Genomic DNA, 18,297 nt, shown 5'->3' on the forward strand with positions numbered 1-18,297 from the left:
CAGCAACCCATTTTTCCCCGTTACGGAGCATACCCATGAAACGTCCCCTGCTATTGATCGCCGCCCTGACAGGGACCCTGATCCTGGCCGGTTGCGACGACGCCAAGGAGGCCGAGCAGGATAACGCCGAGAACGCCCAGGCCGAACAGGCCGATGCCTCGAACCAGGAGGCCCAGAGCGAGGCGTCCGCCACCCGTACCCTCGAGGGCGTGCTGGAGTTCTCCGCGACCGACGTGCCGCTCCCCGACGGGGCCGACGTCATGATCAGCCTGCGCGACATCTCCCGGGCCGATGCCCCGGCGACCACCATCGCCGAGACCAGCGTCACACCCGGCAACGAGGATCCGGTAGAGTTCCGTCTCGACTACGACACTGCCGATGTGGCCCCCGGACACACTCATGGCCTGCGCGCGGCGCTGCATGGCGACGAGGGCGAATTGCTCTGGACCACGACCTCCCGTCACACCGTCGAGGTCGGCCCCGACGCCAAGCAGGGACCGATCACCCTGGTCCTGGAGCCGGTGAACACCACCCCGGATGGCGCCAGCCTGCAGGAAGCCCAGCAGGACATGCTGCAGGAGGAAGCGGAAAATGCCGATGCCCAGGGCGGCACCGCCGATTCACTGAACGAGGTCAACGAACAGGCCACCGACATGCAGGAACCGGCCCCCGAGGGCGAGTCCGGCACGCCGTGACCAACGCTCATGCAAGGCCCCCGCTCGAGCGGGGCCTTGTCATTCTCGGAGCACCGAAAACCGCTACCCTGTGACGGCCGCCTGGCGTCGACTGGCCAGCCAGTTGCCGATGATCGCCACGACCATCACCGCCGCCCCGATGACCTCGGCCATCAGGTTCGGGTAGAAGACGGCGACCATCGCCGGCAGCAGCACCAGGCGCACCGGCACCGACATGCGCGTGAACAGGAAACCTTCCAGCGCCGCGGCGAAGGCGCCCAGTGCCAGGAAGCCGGTCAGCGCCGTCCATACCAGCAACGGCAGCGGCCCGCCCATGATGATCTCCGGGTTGTAGACCATGAATAGCGGGATCAGATAGAGCCCCTTGGCGAACTTCCAGGCCTGAAAGCCCGTATCCATGGGCTTGCTGCCCGCGATCGCCGCCCCGGCGAAGCCGGCCAGGGCGATGGGCGGCGTGACGTTGGAATCCTGGGAGTACCAGAACACCACCAGGTGAGCGATCAGCAGCGGCACACCGAACTCGGCGGTCAATGCCGGTCCCACCAGCACGATCAGCACGATGTAGCTGGCGGTCACCGGCAGTCCCATGCCCAGCACCAAGCTGGCCAGCAGCACCATGACCAGCGCCAGCAACAAGTGGCCGTTGGAGAAGGCCATCATCATCGCCGAGAACTTCAGGCCCAGACCGGTGAGCCCTACCACGCCGACGATGATCCCGGCCACGGCACAGGCCATGGACACTGCCACGGCATTGCGCGCGCCTAGCTCGAGCCCCTCGAGTACCTTGAGTGCTCCGTTGCGCACGGCGAGCTTCAGGGCGCTCGCCGTGACCGGCTGCCCCTTCTTCGGCGCCACGAAGACCATCCAGATGACAAAGCGCAGGGCCGCCACTGTCAGCATGGTCAGGATGGCGTAATAGCCGACCCGCATTGGCGACAGATTCATCACCAGCAGCCACACCAGAACCGCCAGCGGCAGCAGGAAGTGCCACCCGGCCCCCATCACGTCGCGCATCTGCGGCAGCTCGTCCTTGCTCATGCCCTGCATGCCCTGTTTCAAGGCGATGATGTGCACGAACAGATAGACGGTGGCGAAATACATGATCGCCGGCAGGATGCTGACCTTGACCACATCCAGATAGGGCATGCGGGTATATTCGGCGATCAGGAAAGCCCCCGCCCCCATCAGCGGCGGCATGATCTGTCCGCCGGTGGACGCCGCCGCCTCGATGCCACCGGCCTGATGCGGTCGGTAGCCCAGACGCTTCATCAGCGGGATGGTGAAAGCGCCAGTGGTGACCACATTGGCGATAGCGCTGCCCGATATCGAGCCCATGCCGGCCGAGGCGATGACCGCCGCCTTGGCCGGGCCGCCGCGCTGCCGACCGGTGGCGGCATAGGCCAGATCGATGAAGAACTTGCCGGCACCGGTGATCTCGAGAAAGGCACCGAACAGTACGAAGATGAAGATGTAGGTGGCCGCCACTCCCATGGGCAGGCCGAAGATACCCTCCTGCCCCAGGTAGAGCTGTCCGACCAGGCGGTCCAGGCTGTAGCCACGGTGCTCGAGAATGCCGGGCAACCACTCGCCGAGCCAGGGCAGTTCGCCACGCGACCCGGCGAAGGCGTAGAGAATGGCGATCATGCCGATCACCGTCATGCCGAGCCCCACCGCACGACGACTCGCCTCGAGCACGGTAATGGTGGTGATGCAGCCGACCATGATATCGGTCTGGGTCCAGAACCCGGCCCGATTGATGATCTCATCGAGATACAGCACCAGGTATCCCCCGGTGATCACCGCACCGGCGAAGAAGGCCAGGTCGATCAGTCCCCCGACCACGCCTCTGGGCCGTTTCGCGCCGAACACGGGGAACATCAGGAAGGCCAGCATCATGATCAGCGCCAGGTGAATGCTGCGCTGGTAGAAGAGCCCCAGCGGTTCGATACCGGCGGAGTAGAGCTGGAACAGCGACAGCACCACGGCCACCAGGCTGATCAGCCAGAGCACGGGCCGCGAGTGCCTGGCCTGGCTGCCGGGAATGACGGGAGAATTACCCGAATCGCTCATGAAAGAGTCTCTCGCAACGACAGATGATGCATCGCCCGATCCCGCAGAGCGATGCGATGGTGTCACGGGTTGGTCGTCAGGCCGATGGTCACGCGCTCGTTGGCGGCGAGTTCGCTGAGGCTGATCACTACCGGACCCTCTCCGGCAGGGATGTCGCCATCGATGTCGCAACCCCGCCCCCGTGAGCGCTCGACCAGGGTACGCAGGCTCGGCTCTCCATGGTGCACCAGCCGATGATCGACACGCCTGGAACCGACGCGCAGTCGGTAGCGATCGCCGGGAACCGGCTCATCGATGTCCTCGATCCAGTAACCGCCCCGGCCGTCGGAGACCTGGCGCCCGCGCCCGGGGATGTGATCGAGCCCGGCGGCGAAGTCCGGCAGATGACTGCGCTCCAGCACCATATGACCACCATCATTGCGGTAGCAATCGTGCACGGCGAAGCCTTCCACCGAATGCTTCCAGGCCAGGCACCAGCCGGCCCCTTCCGGCATCGGCAGGTTCACCAGTGCCCGTCCATCGGCGTCGGTTACCCGCAACCCATGGTCCGGGCAACCGGCCAGCGCCGGCAACGGCACCAGCATCCATGCCAGCCACAGCAACAGGGCGGACCCTCGAGCCCGCCCCAATATCAAGCGCAACGATCGAGACGTCATCACGGACGTTGACGATCCTCGATCTCGACCCCTTGCTCCTCGTAGTAGCGCAATGCACCCGGATGGAAGGCAATGGGCGTGGAGTCGACGCTGAATTTCACGGTGGTGTCATTGGCCGCCGGATGGATGGCGATCAACTGATCGGTGTGCTCGAACAGCGTCTTGGTGACCTGGTAGGCCAGTTCCTCGTCCATTTCGGCATTGGTCGCCAGAATGTTGGGAATGCCGATCGTCTGCACCGGCTCCTCCATGCCTTCGTAGAGATCGGCGCGCAGTTCATAGGGCGCGAACACCGGGACCTCTTCCCGGGCGTTGGCGACTTGCTCGTCGCTCAGGCCGATCAGGCGGATGTCGCGAGTGGTGGCCAGGTTCATGATCGAACTGGTAGGAGGCCCCACGCTCCAGAAGCCGGCATCGATATCGCCGTCGCGGATGGCATCGGCGGTCTCGTTGAAGTTGAGGCGGCGCGCTTCGAAATCGTCGTAACTGATGCCGTTGGACTCCAGCACGGCCCGGGCATTGAGCTCGGTGCCACTTCCCGGCGCTCCCACCGAGACGATCTTGCCCTCGAGATCCGCCAGGGACTCGATGCCGGAATCCGCCATGGTCACGATCTGCACGGCATTGGGATACACGGAGGCCAGGGCCCGAATGTTCTCGAGCTGGCGATCCTCGAAATCCCCGGTTCCGGTATAGGCCTGATAGACGGTATCGGCCAGGGCCAGGGCCATGTCGGAATCGCCACGCCAGACCAGTCCCATGTTTTCTACCGAGGCGCCCGTCACCTCAGCCACGGCATCATAGCCATCGACATGTTCCTTGATCAGCTCGGCCAGGCCACCGCCGTAGGGATAATAAGTGCCGCCGGTACCGCCGGTGGCAATGGACAGCTGCTGCTGGGCGACTGCGGCGGGCGCGGCCACCAGCAGCGAAGCCGCCAGAGCATACTTGAGAGCGCGCATGAATAACCTCCGTTGCGATTCGAACATCGTTGTCGTTATCGACGGCATCGGCCGCCTCGGAAAACGCTCAGGTCTTGTGCGAAACGTCGACGAGCACAGGGACTTTTCGTACAGACCCTAGCAGCCCCCCGGCAGAGGGGCTAGCCACCATTTCCACGCTTCTGCGGCCAGCAGGCAAGTCTTCCAAGGTCGTAGTCGCACGCTCGCCACTCGCTCAGCCCGTCACCTGCTCCTTGAGTTTCTCGACAATATGGCCGCCGATGGGCAGCGCCGAGGTGGCCGCCGGCGACGGGGCATTGCCCACATTGAGCGTGCGCGGCGTACTGACGAACAGGAAGTCGTCGACCAGCTTGCCGTCCCGGGACACCGCCTGGGCCCGCACGCCGGCCGGATACGGCCCCAGATCGTCCAGGGTCAGGCTCGGACAGTACTTGCGCACGAGCTCCAGATACCCGCGCTTGTGCAGCGAATTCTTCATCTCGGCGAGTCCCGGCCACAGGTTCCTGCCCAGTACCCTGAGGATACCGGGATCGGCGGCCATGCCAGCGAGATCGCGCAGCGAGACGTCCCGCCGACGATAGCCCTCGCGCTTGAAGGCCAGCACGGCATTGGGCCCCACGGTGACCGAGCCGTCGATCATGCGGGTCAGGTGCACGCCGAGAAACGGCATGGAAGGGTCGGGAATCGGATAGATCAGATGGTTGACGATGTCATTGTGGCGTTCGGGGAGTCGGTAGTACTCGCCGCGGAAGGGGCAGATGGTGAAGCCCGGGTCCTGGCCCAGCATGCGGATCACGCGATCGGCCATCAGCCCCGAGCAGGTCACCAGGTAGCGACCGGTGAACGCGCCCTGCGAGGTCGTCACCACCACTTCCCGGCGTCGCTCCTCCAGGGCGGTCACCTCGGCATCATAGCGAATCTCGCCGCCCAGCCGCTCGAACTCGGCGGCCATGGCACGCGTTACGGCGGCGTAGTCGACGATACCGCTGGATGGCACGAAGATGCCGCCGATGCCGGTGATATTGGGTTCTCGCTCGCGCAGCGCCTCGCCGCTCAGCCACTCGCGCTCCAGCCCATTGGCCGCGGTGCGTTCCCAGAGCGCCTCCATGCGCTGCTTTTCCAGCTCGCTGGTGGCCACCAGCAGCTTGCCGCAGATGTCGTACTCGACGCCGTGGACGTCGCAGAATTCCCGGGTGGCCCGATTGCCCGCCAGGCAGAAACGCGCCTTGAGGCTGCCCGGTGTGTAATAGACGCCGGCATGGATCACGCCGCTGTTGTGGCCAGTCTGGTGACGCGCCGGCGCTTCTTCCTTCTCCACGAGCAGCATGCGCCGATCCGGATAGGCCTGCTTGAGCTGCATGGCGGTGGACATGCCGAGGATGCCGCCGCCGAGGATGATGAAGTCGTGCATCGCCTGCCTCATGCGTTGAAGGTGCGAATGCCACGCCGGGACCGGCGTGGCATCAGGATCGGCCCGCTCGCCGTATGGTCGAGCGGTCACATGCCGTGCGGCCCCTCAGGCCTCGCGCGCCGTGGCGGCATGGGTGAAGTAGCCACGCTGGCGCATCAGTTCGCGACGCAACTCGGGGTGTGGCGTGAAGCGGTCCCGCCCATGCAGCCAGAAGTGATTGTTGATCAACAGGAAGCTACCGACCGGATTGGGCACGGACAAGGTGCCGGCACTGCTCTCCAGCGATTCGGACATGTCGGCTAGCCAATTGCCCTCCTCGAAGTCCCGGGGCTGCACGAACTGATCGATGTAGGACATGATCGGCCTCCCCTCGCGGTCCGTGTCGAACACCGCATGATGGACGTCCCTGGCGATATTCTTGCTGGGCGGCGCGGCCCAGCGCATCCGACGGTGAGCCAGCGGATGCCGGTAGAATCGCTCGAGGTCTTCCCAGTCATCCAGGTGCAGCAGCAGGGAGTCGCCGCCCGCCATGTTGCGTTCGTCGATCTTCATCATCAGCACATAATCGGTGTTCTGCTCGACGAAGGTGCCATCGTTGTGCAGTTCCATCACCCGATGCGGCTGACGCAGGTAGCTGTCCGACTCATCGACGTTCTTTACCACGAAGCGAGCATAGAACTGGCCGCTCATGGCATCGAAGTTGGAGCGCCCCATCAGGTGCGCCACGGCGGTGGCGAACTTGACCATGTCATCGGCCTGTTCGACGTCATCGAGCCCCTCGGGCACGACCTGCAGGCCACCGGTCGCACGATCGACCAGGGTGTTCACCAGTACCGGCTGCAGGGTATTTCCGCACAGGTCGTCCAGGATCTTCGCCACCCGGAAACGCAGCATGGACTTGTACTCCAGTGCCTGCATCGGCCACTCGGCCACCGCTTCGACGAAGGCCTCCACTACCTCGCGAGAGAAGGTCATGCTCAGCAGGCGCGGCGACGGCGAGGAAGGAGACAGGGTGAAACCCTGGATATCGGTGGGCAACGGCATGGCGGTAGCAGGAATCCGGGTGAGTGCGGTCATCGTCATCTCCATGGTCTCGAGCATTGATGACGAAAAAATATCTACATTTTTTATTTTTGTCAAAATTATTCCGCTCTCACAGAGTTCACCTTCCGGGGATACAACGCAAGACCCCGGCCGATGGCCGGGGTCGAGAAGAAAGGGATGAGGTGCACATCAGGTCGACGACTCGCCATCCAGTTCGCGGCGCATCATGGTGTCGCTGTACGCCACGCCATAGCGACGTCGCGACCAGGCATACAAGGCCAGCCCAAGCAGCGTCCAGACGGCGAAGATACCCCATTCCACCATCGACAGTGCCGACGGACTGCCGGGCAGGTAGAGCCCGATCAACGCGATGGAGAGCAACACCGAGAGAGCACCGACGGTCTTGCCCCGGCGCACACGAAATGGACGCTCCAATTCGGGTTCTCGACGGCGCAGCACGACGAAGGACAGCGCGACGAACAGGTAGGCGATGACGATGCCCAGACCACCGGCTACTACCAGCCAGACCAGCGCCGGCCGACCGAAGAAGGGAGCGATGGCCGACAGCAGCCCCATGACCAGGATAGCGTTGGTCGGTGTACGGTGCCTGGGATGCAGCTTGGCGAGAAACGCCGGCAGCATGCCGGCGTGCGCCAGAGCATAGATAGCTCGAGACCCCCCGATATAGAAGGCGTTCCAACTGGTGATGATGCCGGCGATCCCCGCCAGGATCATGAGGTTCCCCGCCCAGGGGGCCTGAAAGACCGCCTGCATGGCATCGGGTACCGCCAGCGAGCTCTCGGCCAGTGCCGGGGAATCGAGCATCAAGGCAGTCCCGAGGATGATGAGGGCATACCAGAAGACGGCCAGGATCACCGAGATCATCAGCACGCGACCGATCTCCCGAAATGGCAGGTTGATCTCTTCAGCAGCCTGGGGGATCACGTCAAAGCCGACGAACATGAACGGCACCATGATGATCACCGCCATGATGCCGCCGATCACGCCCTCCTCCACGTTGAACAGCGGGTCCATAGTGGCGGCGTTACCTTCGAACAGGGCTCCAGTGATGAACATGATACCCACTACCAGGATCAGCAGCGTCACGACCTTCTGTACCAGGGCCGCCGTACGTACACCGATATAGTTGATCCATGTCATCACCACCGAGCCGGCTACACCAACCGCCACCCAGGTCGCGTTGACGTCCCAACCAGCGATGGTCCACATCCGCCCCACCGCATAATTCGGGAAGAGATGCTCCACCACGGTCGGCAAGGCCACGGCTTCGAAGGAGACGACGCTGACATAGCCCAGTGTGATCGCCCAGGTACAAAGAAAGGACGCGAAGTGGCCCAAGGCCCGATAACTGTAGACATGCTCTCCCCCCACCTGAGGCATCGCCGAAGCCAGTTCTGCATAAGTCAGCCCCACCAGGACGATCACGGCGCCCCCCAGCAGGAAGGCGACGATGGCCCCCAGGCTACCGGCCGACTGGATCCAGTTTCCGGTCATCACGATCCAGCCCCAGCCGATCATCGCGCCGAACGCCAGAGCCAGCACATCCTTGCGTGCCAATACCCGTGTCAGTCGTGTCGTGTCATCATGCATACGTCGATTGTCCATCTTGTTGTCGGCTGTTCGTATCGTTCACTTTATAAATCGCCGTAAAAAATAAACAACATTCACGCCTGGCACAAGACAACACGGGCCGTCGTTTCCTCCCTCTTTTGTCGTAGAAGCTTGCCGCCGTATCCCCCCTTCGCCCTGTCGGCCGACTTCCCCTCGGTGACCTTCCAAATCGGGCTTGCGAGACACTGGCGAAAGTGGGAAAAAGGTTGCATCCTGTAGCGGTCGACCCGTCCCACTGGAGCATCATGAGCACGGCAAGCCATACCTTCGAGACGGATCCCAGCGATCCTCCTCCACGAAGATGCCCTGACCTCGACGTCAGGGACCTTGAACAACGCACGCGCCTCATGCGCATCATTACTCGGCTGATCGCCGTATCGGACCTCGGCAGCCGCGATATCGCCCGCCGCGCCGGCCTGCCAATGCAGAAGATCAGCGACCTCCTCGCCGGGCGCCTGGAGCAGCTGACGCTCGACGAGCTGCAAAGCCTGCGGCGGACCATCGACCCCGAACTCACGTCCTGACGACGCATGCGCGGCGGCGGCCTTGTTGTGCCACCGCCGCCCGCTTTCGCAATCCCCACAACCAGGCTGTCCCAGACAACCAGCCTGCAACGATCAGCGATACAGGGAGTGCCCCATGCGATACCTCGCTACCGGCCTGCTGGCCACCGGGCTTGTCATGGCCGCTTCGTCCCCCGCGATGGCCGATGGCAGTGCCAAGCTGGAAGCCCAATCGGACCAGGGCGGCGTCACCATGGACGTCCGCTGGGCCGGCGATAACCTGCGGATGGATTTCCCCGACCAGTCACAGGCCGGATTCATGCTGCTGCGCGACGGCAAGGGCTATATGGTCAGCCAGATGCAGGGGCAGACCATGATCATGGACATGGCCAAGCTGAAGGACATGGCCGAAAACATGGGCGGGGGTGAGGTCGAGACCATGACCGGCCAGCAGGCCAGCCAGGTGGACGCCCTCGAATCCACGGGCGACAGCGAATCCATCGCCGGCCTCGAGGGCGAGGTCTACCGGCTCCAGTGGACCGACAAGAGCGGCACTGCGCACGACGACGAGATCGTGCTCAGCGATGATGGCCAGGTGCGGGAACTGATGTCGGCCTTCCACGACTATCAGCGCACCATGACCGGTGAGCCCGACCCCATCGCCACGACGCTGGAAGAACGCGGACTTGGCATGCTGCGCTTCGGTGACCGCTTCCGGCTGGCCGAGCTATCCGACGCCTCCCCGGCGCCGGATATCTTCGAGTTGCCCGAGAACGCCAAGACCTTCGAGGACATGATGCGCTCGGCCGTCTCGGAATAACGCGGTTCACTCCAGTCGGTCGGTCACCGCGCCCATCGAGGCCGAACTGACGACCCGGGCATACTTGGCCAGGGCACCACGGGTATAACGTGGCTCGGGACGCTGCCAGGCGGCGCGACGACGCGCCAGCTCATCATCGTCCAGGGCCACGTCGATGGTGTTGGCCTCGGCATCGATGGTGATGCGGTCGCCATCCTCCAGCAGCGCCAGCGGGCCACCGTCGAAGGCCTCGGGCGTGACGTGGCCGACCACGAAACCGTGGCTGCCGCCGGAGAAGCGCCCATCGGTGATCAAGGCCACCTGATCGCCGAGGCCCCGCCCCATGATCGCCGAGGTCGGCGTCAGCATCTCGCGCATGCCCGGCCCGCCGCGTGGCCCTTCATAACGAATGACCACCACGTCGCCGGCCACCACGACGCCATCGTTGATACGCGCCTGGGCTTCTTCTTCCGAACCGAATACCCGCGCCGTGCCGGTGAAGTGCGTCCCCTCCTTGCCGGTGATCTTGGCCACCGCGCCTTCCGGCGCCAGATTGCCGTAGAGAATGCGCAGGTGGCTCTCGTCCTTGAGCGGGGCCTCCAGCGGGGCAATGATCGACTGTCCATCGGGATAGGGCGCCACCTCGGCCAGGTTCTCGGCCAGCGTCTTGCCCGTCACCGTCAGGCAGTCGCCATGCAGCAGGCCGGCATCGAGCAAGGTCTTCATCAACGGCAGGATACCGCCGATGGCGACCAGCTCGCTCATCATGTAATGGCCGCTGGGACGCAGGTCGGCGAGCACCGGCACCCGACGGCCGATGGCGGTGAAGTCATCGAGGCTCAACGACACGCCGATGGTGTCCGCCATGGCAATCAGGTGCAGCACGGCATTGGTCGAGCCGCCCAGCGCGATCACCACCGTGATGGCATTCTCGAAGGCCTCGCGGGTCATGATGTCCGAAGGCTTGATGTCGTGCTCGAGCAGCTTGAGCACGGCCTCTCCCGCCGCCTGGCTATCGCCGCGCTTCTCGTCCGACACGGCGTTCTGGGCGGAGCTGCCCGGCAGGCTCATGCCCAGCGCCTCGATGGCCGAAGCCATGGTGTTGGCGGTGTACATGCCGCCGCAGGCGCCAGGGCCGGGAATCGCCGTTTCCTCGATGCGCTTCACGTCGATGAGGTCGAGATCGCCACGGCTGTGGGCCCCCATGGCCTCGAACACCGAGACCAGATCGGTATGGTCGGCGCCGGGCATGATGGTCCCGCCATAGACGAAGACGCTGGGACGATTCAGTCGGGCCAGCCCCATCAGGCATCCCGGCATGTTCTTGTCGCAGCCGCCCAGCGCCACCAGGCCGTCGAAGCCCTCGCAGCCGGCCACCGTCTCGATGGAGTCGGCGATCACCTCCCGCGACACCAGCGAATACTTCATGCCCTCGGTACCGTTGGCGATGCCATCGGAAATGGTGATGGTATTGAAGACCACCCCCTTGCCACCGGCCGCATCGGCGCCGGCACTGGCCCGGTCGGCCAGCTCGGCGAGATGGCTGTTGCAGGGCGTGACCTGGCTCCAGGTCGAGGCGATGCCCACCTGCGGCTTGCTGAAGTCGTCATCGGAAAAACCGACCGCGCGCAACATGGCGCGGCTGGCCGACTTGCCGATGCCATCCACCACCGGGGCGGAATATCGGCGACGTGAGTCACTTGGTGTATCGCTCATGCGGGCTCTCCTCGGGTCGCTAGTCTGACCTTCAGAGGGTGGCTGGCCGCGCCCGCCATGACAACCCGGTCGAGCCGACGCCCGGTTCAGCGACGAGGATGGACGGCGTCGTGGAACGCCAGCTCCTTGGCCACCGTCTCGCGGAAGCGCTCGGCCATCCGCAAGAAGTCGGCGTCATCGAGTCCGGCCGCCTCTTCGTCCAGGCGACGGCGCAGCCAGTCGACGAAGGCCTGGAAATCCGGGTTGTCGTGCAGGTCGATCCACTCGTTCATCAACGGATGCAGGCCCTCGGCGCGGGAGACTCGGGTCGCCCAATCCAGGTAGAGCCATTCGGTGACCACCAGGACCGCCAGCATCTCGGCATAGCGCCCTTCGCCGGAAGGCGCGCTTCCCATGCCGGTATCGCGAAGCAGCTTCCGGAAGTCGCGAGTCGCCGGCAGGTACTCGGCCCGGGCCGACACCCCGAAGGCTTCGAAGGTCCGCTGGAAGGTGCTGTTCTCGTCACTGGTCAGCATGCCCATGAACTGCCCCAGCACCACGCGGTCTTCCATGTTCGGCGCATGGCCGATGGCATGGCCGATCAAGGCGGTGAAGGGATCCACGAACCCGTAGTCCTGCACCATGTAGGCGGCGAAACGCCCGCCCTCCAGACATCCGGAAGCCAGATCGTCGAACAGCGGGTGGTGCACGGTCTCGGACCAGTCGGGCTCGCTGATCTCGCGCAGCCAGTCGGTGATGCGGGGAGCCTCCTGGCCCGCGGCCCATGTCTGCCAGTTGGTGCGCGACGTCATGGCGTGTCTCCTTCGCTCGTCAGGGGGGTACGTGTGGCGGGCCGGAAGCCGGCGACCAGCAGGCTGACCAGAGTGGAAGCCACCAGGGCACCGAGGAACGGCGGCAGCGTCGGCACGCCCCCCGGGAAACTCGCCGCCAGGAGGCCAGCCATCGGTTCACCCTGGCTCACCCAGCCCGGCAGCACCGCGCCCAGCAGGCCGGCGACCCCGCCGGCCACCGCGGCCAGCGGGCCCATGCGACGCCACAGCCCCAGCAGTACCGGCACCACGATGGCCGCGCACAGCAGATCGGCGACCAGGAACAGGCGCAATACGGACAGCCCCTGCAGGGCGATCACCACCACCGGGACCATCAAGGCCACGGTGACCAGCCGCGCGGTTCCGATGGACAATCCGCGACGCCCGGAACCCGCCACCACCAGCGAGGCGATGGCGTTCTGCAGGGTATCCACACTCGACGCCACCAGGGTGACGGCCAGCACCAGTGCCGGCACGCCGAGCCAGCTCGGCGCCTCGGTCAGCAGGGCGAAGAAGGGAATCGGCGGCTCGCCCAATGGCAACCCCTGCATGGCGGCCAGCATGCCGAGGCCACCGATCGCCATGATCACCACCAGAACACTGCCACCACCCAGCAGGGCGCCTCGTCCCAGCGCCTGACTCGTCTCGGCCGCCCAGATGCGTTGCCAATAGCCCTGGTGGAAGAGATTGGCCGCCGTCACCGCGATGACCAGGGTCAACGCCACCGATAGCGCCCCGCCGGTGGGCGTGGACGGCATCGTCGCCTCCGCCGGCAACGGCGGCAGGCGCCATACGGACACCCCGGCAACCAGCACCAGCAATCCGAGCAGCAACCAGGCCTGCCAGCGATCCGTGGCCAGGCTGGCACGCAGGCCGCCCAGTACCGTATACACCAGGGTAACGACGGCCACGCCGATCACCACCAGCGACGGCGGCACCTCGGACAGCAAGGAGGCGATCGCGCCGATGGCCGTCAGCTCGGCGGCCAGGAAACACGCCATGTAGAGGATCGAGACCAGCGCGACCCAGCGCCGCACGCCGGCGCCATAGCAGGCCTCGGCGAACTCGCCGATGCTGCGCCCCTCGGGCAGGTGCCGACGAATCACCGGGCCATACAGCCCCAGCACGACGAAGGGCAGCGCCGAGCCGACGGCATAGCCGGCCAGCGCCACCGGCCCCACGAAAGCGCCGATTTCCGGCGGCGCAAAGAGAATCCAGGCCCCCATGCTCGAGGCCAGAAAGGAAAGACCGATCGACTGGGCGCCCTGGGAGTTCCGGGCGGTCACATAGTCATCGAGGGGGCCATCGGCCCGGCGGGCCCGCAGGCCCAGGTAGGCAAAACACAGCAGCGCCGCGCCAAGCACGGCTGACGTCAGGTAAGGCATGTCGCGCTTCCTCCGCCGGCATGAACCGGATCAGGTTCCAGGGTCAGCGTCACGCGCTCTCTCAGTCCCGTCGATGACGAGACTCCCCTGGCGACAGTGGATGAATTGTGAGGGAAACGGCGCCGAACGCGACGTTTCCACGGCAGCCCGAAAAGGCCACCCGACAGCATGCCACACTCGTCGCCAGAAGACGAATGCCCCGGGGCGCCTGGACCTTTTCCTGGAAGTCAGCGAGCGCAGACACTTTTCGTACAGACACTAAAATGCCGTTTCGAGCATCTCGGTCACGGTCAGCCGCTCATCGACCAGACAGATCCGCCGCCACTTGTCGAAGGTCAGGCAGGGATGCGAGGCGCCGAAGGCCACCACATCGCCGATCCGGACATCGTCGGCGTCTTCGGGCAAGCGGATGAAGGCATGCTGGTCCATCAGCTTGGTGATCTCCCAGCCCTCGACGCTCAGCACCTCGTCCACCGAGCCGCCTTCCCGATAGCGCCGCAGCGGCTCGGGAAGATGATCGAAGCCGATATCGCGCTTGCCGAGCGCGACGATCGCCAACCCAGGTTCCGGCAATGACTGCACCTGGGCGAAGACCTCGAGCGCCGGCCGCAATCCCTCGTGCAGATCGGGCCGTCGCGACAGCACGCCGCGCTGGGCCTGGCGATAGATGCCGTGATCGTGCACCACATAGCAGCCAGGACGAATCACCGGCGTGAAGCGTCGACGCAGCTCGGCCGTATCGAAGGCCTCGGCGATCAGGTCGTACCAGGCCGATCCCGACGCGGTGATGATCGGCATGTCCACGGCGAGCCGACCCTCGTCATCCAGGCAGCGGGCCGCCTCGACCAGCCGAGTGGCATAATCGCGAATCGCCGGCACCGGATCCTCGGCATGCACCACGCCCTCGTAGCCCTCCATGCCGGCCAATGCCAGGCCCGGCTCGGCATCGACGACCCGGGCCAGTTCCCTGACCGCCTCCACGGAGCGGCAGCCGGTACGACCGCCCTCGACGCCCAGTTCGATCAGCACCTTGAGGGTCAAGCCACGTTCGGCGAAGAAACGCCCCAGGTCCTGCACGTTGGCTTCGCTATCGACCACGCAATGGAAGTCGGCGCCCGCCTCGAGCAATTCGGCGATGATCGCCATGTTGGCATGGCCCACCAACTGGTTGGCCATCAGCACTCGCACGACGCCACTGGCGAAGGCCGCACGACACTGCGGCGCGGTGGCCAGGGTGATGCCCCAGGCGCCGGCCTCGAGCTGGCGACGGAACAGCGCGGGCGTCATGGTGGTCTTGCCGTGCGGCGCCAGCTGGGCACCATGCGACTCGGCGAAACGCTGCATCCACGTCAGGTTATGCGCCAGCGGTGCCGCCTGTATCGCCGCCGCCGGCAGGCTCACGCCCCCCAGCAGCGAACGCCCGCCTTCCGGGGTTCCCTTGTCGCCCATCTTCGATGCCGTCTCGCGCATTTCGTCACTCCTCGTCCTGGGGTCTCGGCCTTGTGCCACCGCCTTGCCGACGGCCCCTCTGATAAAAACTTTCACAAATATTGATTTATTGTTAGAAAATACCATACCTTGTTCGACAGGCAACCACTGGCCCTTATCCAAGGAAACGCTGAATAAATCGCCGAGCGTAGTGAAGCGCAAGGCGCATGGAGCACAGAAAGCGAGACATAACAGTTGGTTAGGCGAGCTTTCGAGCACCACGCAACACAGCGATTGGCACGCGCAGGCATTTAAGCAGTGTTTCCCTAGGCCTTTCATCACACGCCAGGAGACAGCGGTGACTCAGGACATCGACATCCTGTCACGCATCACCAGCGATTTCGCCGGCTTGCGTGACGCCGAAAAGAAGGTCGCCGAATTGATCTTCGCCGATATCGATTTCGTCAGCGAGGCCAGCATTGGCGCCATCGCCGAACGCGCCGACGTCAGCGATGCCAGCGTGACCCGCTTCGCCCGGGCGGTGGGGTGCCAGAATGTACGCGATCTCAAGCGGCGACTGACGCGCGCCCTGGCGGCCGGACGACGCTTCATCCAGGATGCCGGTGATACCGACGGACTCGGTGCCGTCTACGACATCGCGACCCAGACGCTCGACGTCAATCGCGAACTGATGGAACAGGCCGACGTCGCCGGTGCCATCGAACTGCTCGACGGCGCCCGCCAGATCCTGGTTTTCGGCGCCGGCGGCGGCTCCACCATGCTGGCCCAGGAACTGCAGTTCCGACTGGTCAGGCTGGGATATGCCATCAGTGCCTATCCGCAGTCGCTGCTGCCGCGCATGGTGGCCTCGACCCTGGAACCCGACGATGTGGTGGTCACCCTCTCGGTGAGCGGTTATACGCCCGAGATCGTCGAATCGGCACAGATTGCCCGCCAGTACGGCGCGCGGGTCGTGGCGATCACCGCCAACGGTTCGCCGCTGGCCGAGACCGCCGATGTGATCCTGCCGGTGGCCGCCCGCGAGACCGACTTCATCTATCACCCCTCGGCATCACGCTATGCCGTGCTCGCCGCCATCGATGTGCTGGCTCTCGAGCTCGCCCTGCGACATCAGGACCGCTCCCGCGACAAGCTGCGCCGGCTCAAGATCACCCTCGATGCCCATCGTGGCGGCGACAACCGCCAGCCACTGGGGGACTGACCATGCATCACGACCTTCTGATCCGAGGCGCCATGGTGCTCGACGGTACCGGCGCCGCCCCCTTCCCGGCCGATATCGCGGTGAACGGCGAGCGCATCACCGCCGTGGGAAGGCTCGAGGCGGACGATGCCACGACCGTCATCGAGGCACGCGGGCGCTATCTGGCGCCGGGCTTCATCGATGTCCACACCCACGACGACACCAACGTCATCCGCACTCCCGAGATGCGACCCAAGCTGTCCCAAGGCGTGACCACGGTGGTGGTGGGCAACTGCGGTATCAGTGCCTCTCCCGTGACCCTGGACGACACGGTACCGGACCCGATGAACCTGCTGGGCGGCGTCGAGGACTTCCGCTACCCCCGTTTCGCCGATTATGCCCGGGCGGTGGATGACGCCGTCCCCTCGATCAATGTCGCCGCGCTGATCGGCCATACCAGCCTGCGCAGTCAGGTGATGGACGACTTCGCCCGTCCCGCCGAGGCGGCGGAGATCGCTGCCATGCGCCGGTCGCTGCGCGAGGCGCTGGACGACGGCGCCCTGGGCATGAGTTCGGGGCTGGCCTACCGCAACGCCTTTCACGCCCCCGACACCGAAATGCGCGCCCTGGTCGACGAAGTCGGCGCCGCCGGCGGCCTCTACACCACGCATCTGCGCGACGAGTTCGCCGGCCTGCTCGACGCCATGGACGAGGCCTACGCCACCGCCCGGCACGGCCAGGCGCCGCTGGTCATCTCGCACCTCAAGTGCGCCGGCGCCGGCAACTGGGGCAACGCTCCCCAGGCCCTGTCCAGCCTCGAACATGCCGCACGGGAGCACCGTGTGCACTGCGACTGCTACCCCTACACAGCGGGTTCCTCGACCCTCGACCTGGGGCAGGTCACCGACGAGATCGCCATCTTCATCACCTGGTCGGACCCTCACCCCGAACAGGCACGACGCCCGCTCTCCGACATCGCCGCCGACTGGAATGTCTCGCTGATGGACGCCGCGCGGGGCCTGCAGCCAGCCGGCGCCGTCTATCACAACATGAGCGAGGACGACATGCGCCGGGTGCTGACCCACCCGCTGTCGATGATCGGCTCCGACGGCCTGCCCAACGACCCGCACCCCCATCCGCGACTGTGGGGTGCCTTCCCCCGGGTCCTGGCCCGCTACAGCCGCGACCTGGGCCTGATGCCACTGGCCGAGGCGGTGCGCAAGATGACAGGCCTCTCGGCGGCACAGTTCGGCCTTACCGATCGCGGCATCATCCGCGAAGGCGCCTACGCCGACCTGACCCTCTTCGACCTGACGACGCTCGAGGACACCGCCGATTACGCCCGGCCCATCGCCGCGGCTCGCGGCATCGACCTGGTGATGGTCAACGGGGCGATCGCCTACCGCGACGGCCAATTCGCCGACCACCGCCGCGGGCGCCTGCTGCGGCGTCGGGAGCGCCTTTCCCCCACCCCCATTCATGCCATGACGGAGGACTCTCCATGACCATCAAACGCTACGGCGCCGAGGGCGGCACCGGTACCGGCGGACAGAAGCTGCCCTTTTCCCGTGCCGTCGAGGCCGGCGGCTGGCTGCGCGTTTCCGGCCAGACGCCCATGACCGACGGCGAGGTCGTCGAGGGCGGCATCGTCGACCAGACCCGCCTGGCCTTCGACAACTGCCTGGCCATCATGCGCGAGGCCGGCTATGGCGTGGAGGACGTCGTGCACGTCACCGCGGTGCTCACCGACGCGCGCTACTTCTCGTCGTTCAACAAGGTGTTCGCCGAGATCTTCAGTGACCACCCACCGGCGCGGATCTGCAGCGTCCAGGACCTGGTGGTCGACTGCAAGGTCGAGGTCGACGTCTCTTGCTACCGCGCCGACCGCGCCTGACAACGACACGCCGCACCAGCAGGCAAGGAGGAACGACCGCGACACCCAGCGACCGTGCAACGAAAAGGCGCCGTACCCCGGCAAGGGCACGG

Annotated in this window: 16 protein-coding genes and 1 riboswitch; of the genes, 6 read left to right on the top strand and 10 right to left on the bottom strand. The window is 65.3% G+C overall.

Going from position 1 to position 18,297, the window contains the following annotated elements:
* Nucleotides 1–35: 35 nt before the first annotated feature.
* On the top strand, nucleotides 36–695 hold the full coding sequence (locus tag LU493_RS00510; protein ID WP_275285822.1) for a YbaY family lipoprotein: 660 nt from the start codon (nucleotides 36–38) through the stop codon (nucleotides 693–695).
* A 63-nt stretch (nucleotides 696–758) separates the two neighbouring features.
* Here the strand turns inward: LU493_RS00510 and LU493_RS00515 are convergent, their stop codons facing one another.
* The 6 genes from LU493_RS00515 to LU493_RS00540 form a co-directional block, all read right to left on the bottom strand.
* Nucleotides 759–2,765, bottom strand: a complete 2,007-nt coding sequence (locus tag LU493_RS00515; RefSeq protein ID WP_275285823.1) for a TRAP transporter permease — start codon at nucleotides 2,763–2,765, stop codon at nucleotides 759–761.
* A gap of 62 nt (nucleotides 2,766–2,827) precedes the next feature.
* Entirely contained in the window at nucleotides 2,828–3,421 is a 594-nt protein-coding gene (locus tag LU493_RS00520) for a DUF1850 domain-containing protein (RefSeq protein WP_275286011.1), read from the bottom strand.
* A complete protein-coding gene (locus LU493_RS00525; protein ID WP_275285824.1) occupies nucleotides 3,421–4,383 on the bottom strand; it encodes a TAXI family TRAP transporter solute-binding subunit in 963 nt (320 codons plus the stop codon). Before LU493_RS00525 ends, LU493_RS00520 begins: the two co-directional genes overlap by 1 nt.
* A gap of 214 nt (nucleotides 4,384–4,597) precedes the next feature.
* Nucleotides 4,598–5,794: an L-2-hydroxyglutarate oxidase gene (gene lhgO / locus LU493_RS00530; protein ID WP_275285825.1), complete on the bottom strand. Its 1,197-nt coding sequence runs from the start codon at nucleotides 5,792–5,794 to the stop codon at nucleotides 4,598–4,600.
* A 105-nt stretch (nucleotides 5,795–5,899) separates the two neighbouring features.
* Nucleotides 5,900–6,871, bottom strand: a complete 972-nt coding sequence (glaH, locus tag LU493_RS00535; protein WP_275285826.1) for a glutarate dioxygenase GlaH — start codon at nucleotides 6,869–6,871, stop codon at nucleotides 5,900–5,902.
* Between the two features lie 156 nt (nucleotides 6,872–7,027).
* Nucleotides 7,028–8,449, bottom strand: a complete 1,422-nt coding sequence (locus tag LU493_RS00540; protein WP_275286012.1) for an APC family permease — start codon at nucleotides 8,447–8,449, stop codon at nucleotides 7,028–7,030.
* Between the two features lie 266 nt (nucleotides 8,450–8,715).
* Between LU493_RS00540 and LU493_RS00545 the strand changes: the two genes are divergently transcribed.
* Complete coding sequence (locus tag LU493_RS00545; RefSeq protein WP_275285827.1) at nucleotides 8,716–8,994, top strand: XRE family transcriptional regulator; 279 nt, start codon at nucleotides 8,716–8,718, stop codon at nucleotides 8,992–8,994.
* Nucleotides 8,995–9,109: 115 nt separating this feature from the next.
* Nucleotides 9,110–9,793 carry a hypothetical protein gene (locus LU493_RS00550; RefSeq protein ID WP_275285828.1) on the top strand — a complete coding sequence of 228 codons (684 nt, stop codon included), beginning with the start codon at nucleotides 9,110–9,112 and terminating at the stop codon, nucleotides 9,791–9,793.
* 6 nt (nucleotides 9,794–9,799) lie between these two features.
* Here the strand turns inward: LU493_RS00550 and ilvD are convergent, their stop codons facing one another.
* From ilvD to LU493_RS00570, 4 genes are all read right to left on the bottom strand, one after another.
* Entirely contained in the window at nucleotides 9,800–11,488 is a 1,689-nt protein-coding gene (gene ilvD, locus LU493_RS00555) for a dihydroxy-acid dehydratase (RefSeq protein ID WP_275285829.1), read from the bottom strand.
* Between the two features lie 86 nt (nucleotides 11,489–11,574).
* The gene (locus LU493_RS00560; RefSeq protein ID WP_275285830.1) at nucleotides 11,575–12,279 is read right to left on the bottom strand and encodes a TenA family protein; all 705 of its coding nucleotides are present in this window, start codon (nucleotides 12,277–12,279) and stop codon (nucleotides 11,575–11,577) included.
* On the bottom strand, nucleotides 12,276–13,682 hold the full coding sequence (locus LU493_RS00565) for a sodium:solute symporter family transporter (RefSeq protein ID WP_275285831.1): 1,407 nt from the start codon (nucleotides 13,680–13,682) through the stop codon (nucleotides 12,276–12,278). Before LU493_RS00565 ends, LU493_RS00560 begins: the two co-directional genes overlap by 4 nt.
* Nucleotides 13,672–13,781: riboswitch (TPP riboswitch) on the bottom strand. It overlaps the preceding gene by 11 nt.
* A 159-nt stretch (nucleotides 13,782–13,940) precedes the next feature.
* The gene (locus LU493_RS00570) at nucleotides 13,941–15,152 is read right to left on the bottom strand and encodes an amino acid deaminase (RefSeq protein WP_275285832.1); all 1,212 of its coding nucleotides are present in this window, start codon (nucleotides 15,150–15,152) and stop codon (nucleotides 13,941–13,943) included.
* Nucleotides 15,153–15,468: 316 nt separating this feature from the next.
* Between LU493_RS00570 and LU493_RS00575 the strand changes: the two genes are divergently transcribed.
* Genes LU493_RS00575 through LU493_RS00585 form a run of 3 tightly spaced genes read left to right on the top strand, consistent with a single transcriptional unit; the run spans nucleotide 15,469 to nucleotide 18,205 of the window.
* Entirely contained in the window at nucleotides 15,469–16,332 is an 864-nt protein-coding gene (locus LU493_RS00575; RefSeq protein WP_275285833.1) for a MurR/RpiR family transcriptional regulator, read from the top strand.
* 2 nt (nucleotides 16,333–16,334) lie between these two features.
* Complete coding sequence (locus LU493_RS00580; RefSeq protein ID WP_275285834.1) at nucleotides 16,335–17,816, top strand: N-acyl-D-amino-acid deacylase family protein; 1,482 nt, start codon at nucleotides 16,335–16,337, stop codon at nucleotides 17,814–17,816.
* Nucleotides 17,813–18,205, top strand: coding sequence for a RidA family protein (locus LU493_RS00585; RefSeq protein WP_275285835.1), 393 nt, complete (start codon nucleotides 17,813–17,815; stop codon nucleotides 18,203–18,205). Before LU493_RS00580 ends, LU493_RS00585 begins: the two co-directional genes overlap by 4 nt.
* Nucleotides 18,206–18,297: the final 92 nt, after the last annotated feature.

Origin of the sequence: Halomonas elongata, from assembly GCF_029081005.1 — a bacterium.
GTDB lineage: Bacteria > Pseudomonadota > Gammaproteobacteria > Pseudomonadales > Halomonadaceae > Halomonas > Halomonas elongata_B.

Bases quoted from the DNA above. Each gene is read 5' to 3' on its own strand.
- LU493_RS00580 (WP_275285834.1), top strand. From the start codon at position 16,335: ATGCATCACGACCTTCTGATCCGAGGCGCCATGGTGCTCGACGGTACC.
- ilvD (WP_275285829.1), bottom strand. From the start codon at position 11,488: ATGAGCGATACACCAAGTGACTCACGTCGCCGATATTCCGCCCCGGTG.
- LU493_RS00565 (WP_275285831.1), bottom strand. From the start codon at position 13,682: ATGCCTTACCTGACGTCAGCCGTGCTTGGCGCGGCGCTGCTGTGTTTT.
- LU493_RS00515 (WP_275285823.1), bottom strand. From the start codon at position 2,765: ATGAGCGATTCGGGTAATTCTCCCGTCATTCCCGGCAGCCAGGCCAGG.
- LU493_RS00520 (WP_275286011.1), bottom strand. From the start codon at position 3,421: ATGACGTCTCGATCGTTGCGCTTGATATTGGGGCGGGCTCGAGGGTCC.
- LU493_RS00550 (WP_275285828.1), top strand. From the start codon at position 9,110: ATGCGATACCTCGCTACCGGCCTGCTGGCCACCGGGCTTGTCATGGCC.
- glaH (WP_275285826.1), bottom strand. From the start codon at position 6,871: ATGACCGCACTCACCCGGATTCCTGCTACCGCCATGCCGTTGCCCACC.
- LU493_RS00570 (WP_275285832.1), bottom strand. From the start codon at position 15,152: ATGCGCGAGACGGCATCGAAGATGGGCGACAAGGGAACCCCGGAAGGC.
- LU493_RS00545 (WP_275285827.1), top strand. From the start codon at position 8,716: ATGAGCACGGCAAGCCATACCTTCGAGACGGATCCCAGCGATCCTCCT.
- LU493_RS00540 (WP_275286012.1), bottom strand. From the start codon at position 8,449: ATGCATGATGACACGACACGACTGACACGGGTATTGGCACGCAAGGAT.
- lhgO (WP_275285825.1), bottom strand. From the start codon at position 5,794: ATGCACGACTTCATCATCCTCGGCGGCGGCATCCTCGGCATGTCCACC.
- LU493_RS00510 (WP_275285822.1), top strand. From the start codon at position 36: ATGAAACGTCCCCTGCTATTGATCGCCGCCCTGACAGGGACCCTGATC.
- LU493_RS00585 (WP_275285835.1), top strand. From the start codon at position 17,813: ATGACCATCAAACGCTACGGCGCCGAGGGCGGCACCGGTACCGGCGGA.
- LU493_RS00560 (WP_275285830.1), bottom strand. From the start codon at position 12,279: ATGACGTCGCGCACCAACTGGCAGACATGGGCCGCGGGCCAGGAGGCT.
- LU493_RS00525 (WP_275285824.1), bottom strand. From the start codon at position 4,383: ATGCGCGCTCTCAAGTATGCTCTGGCGGCTTCGCTGCTGGTGGCCGCG.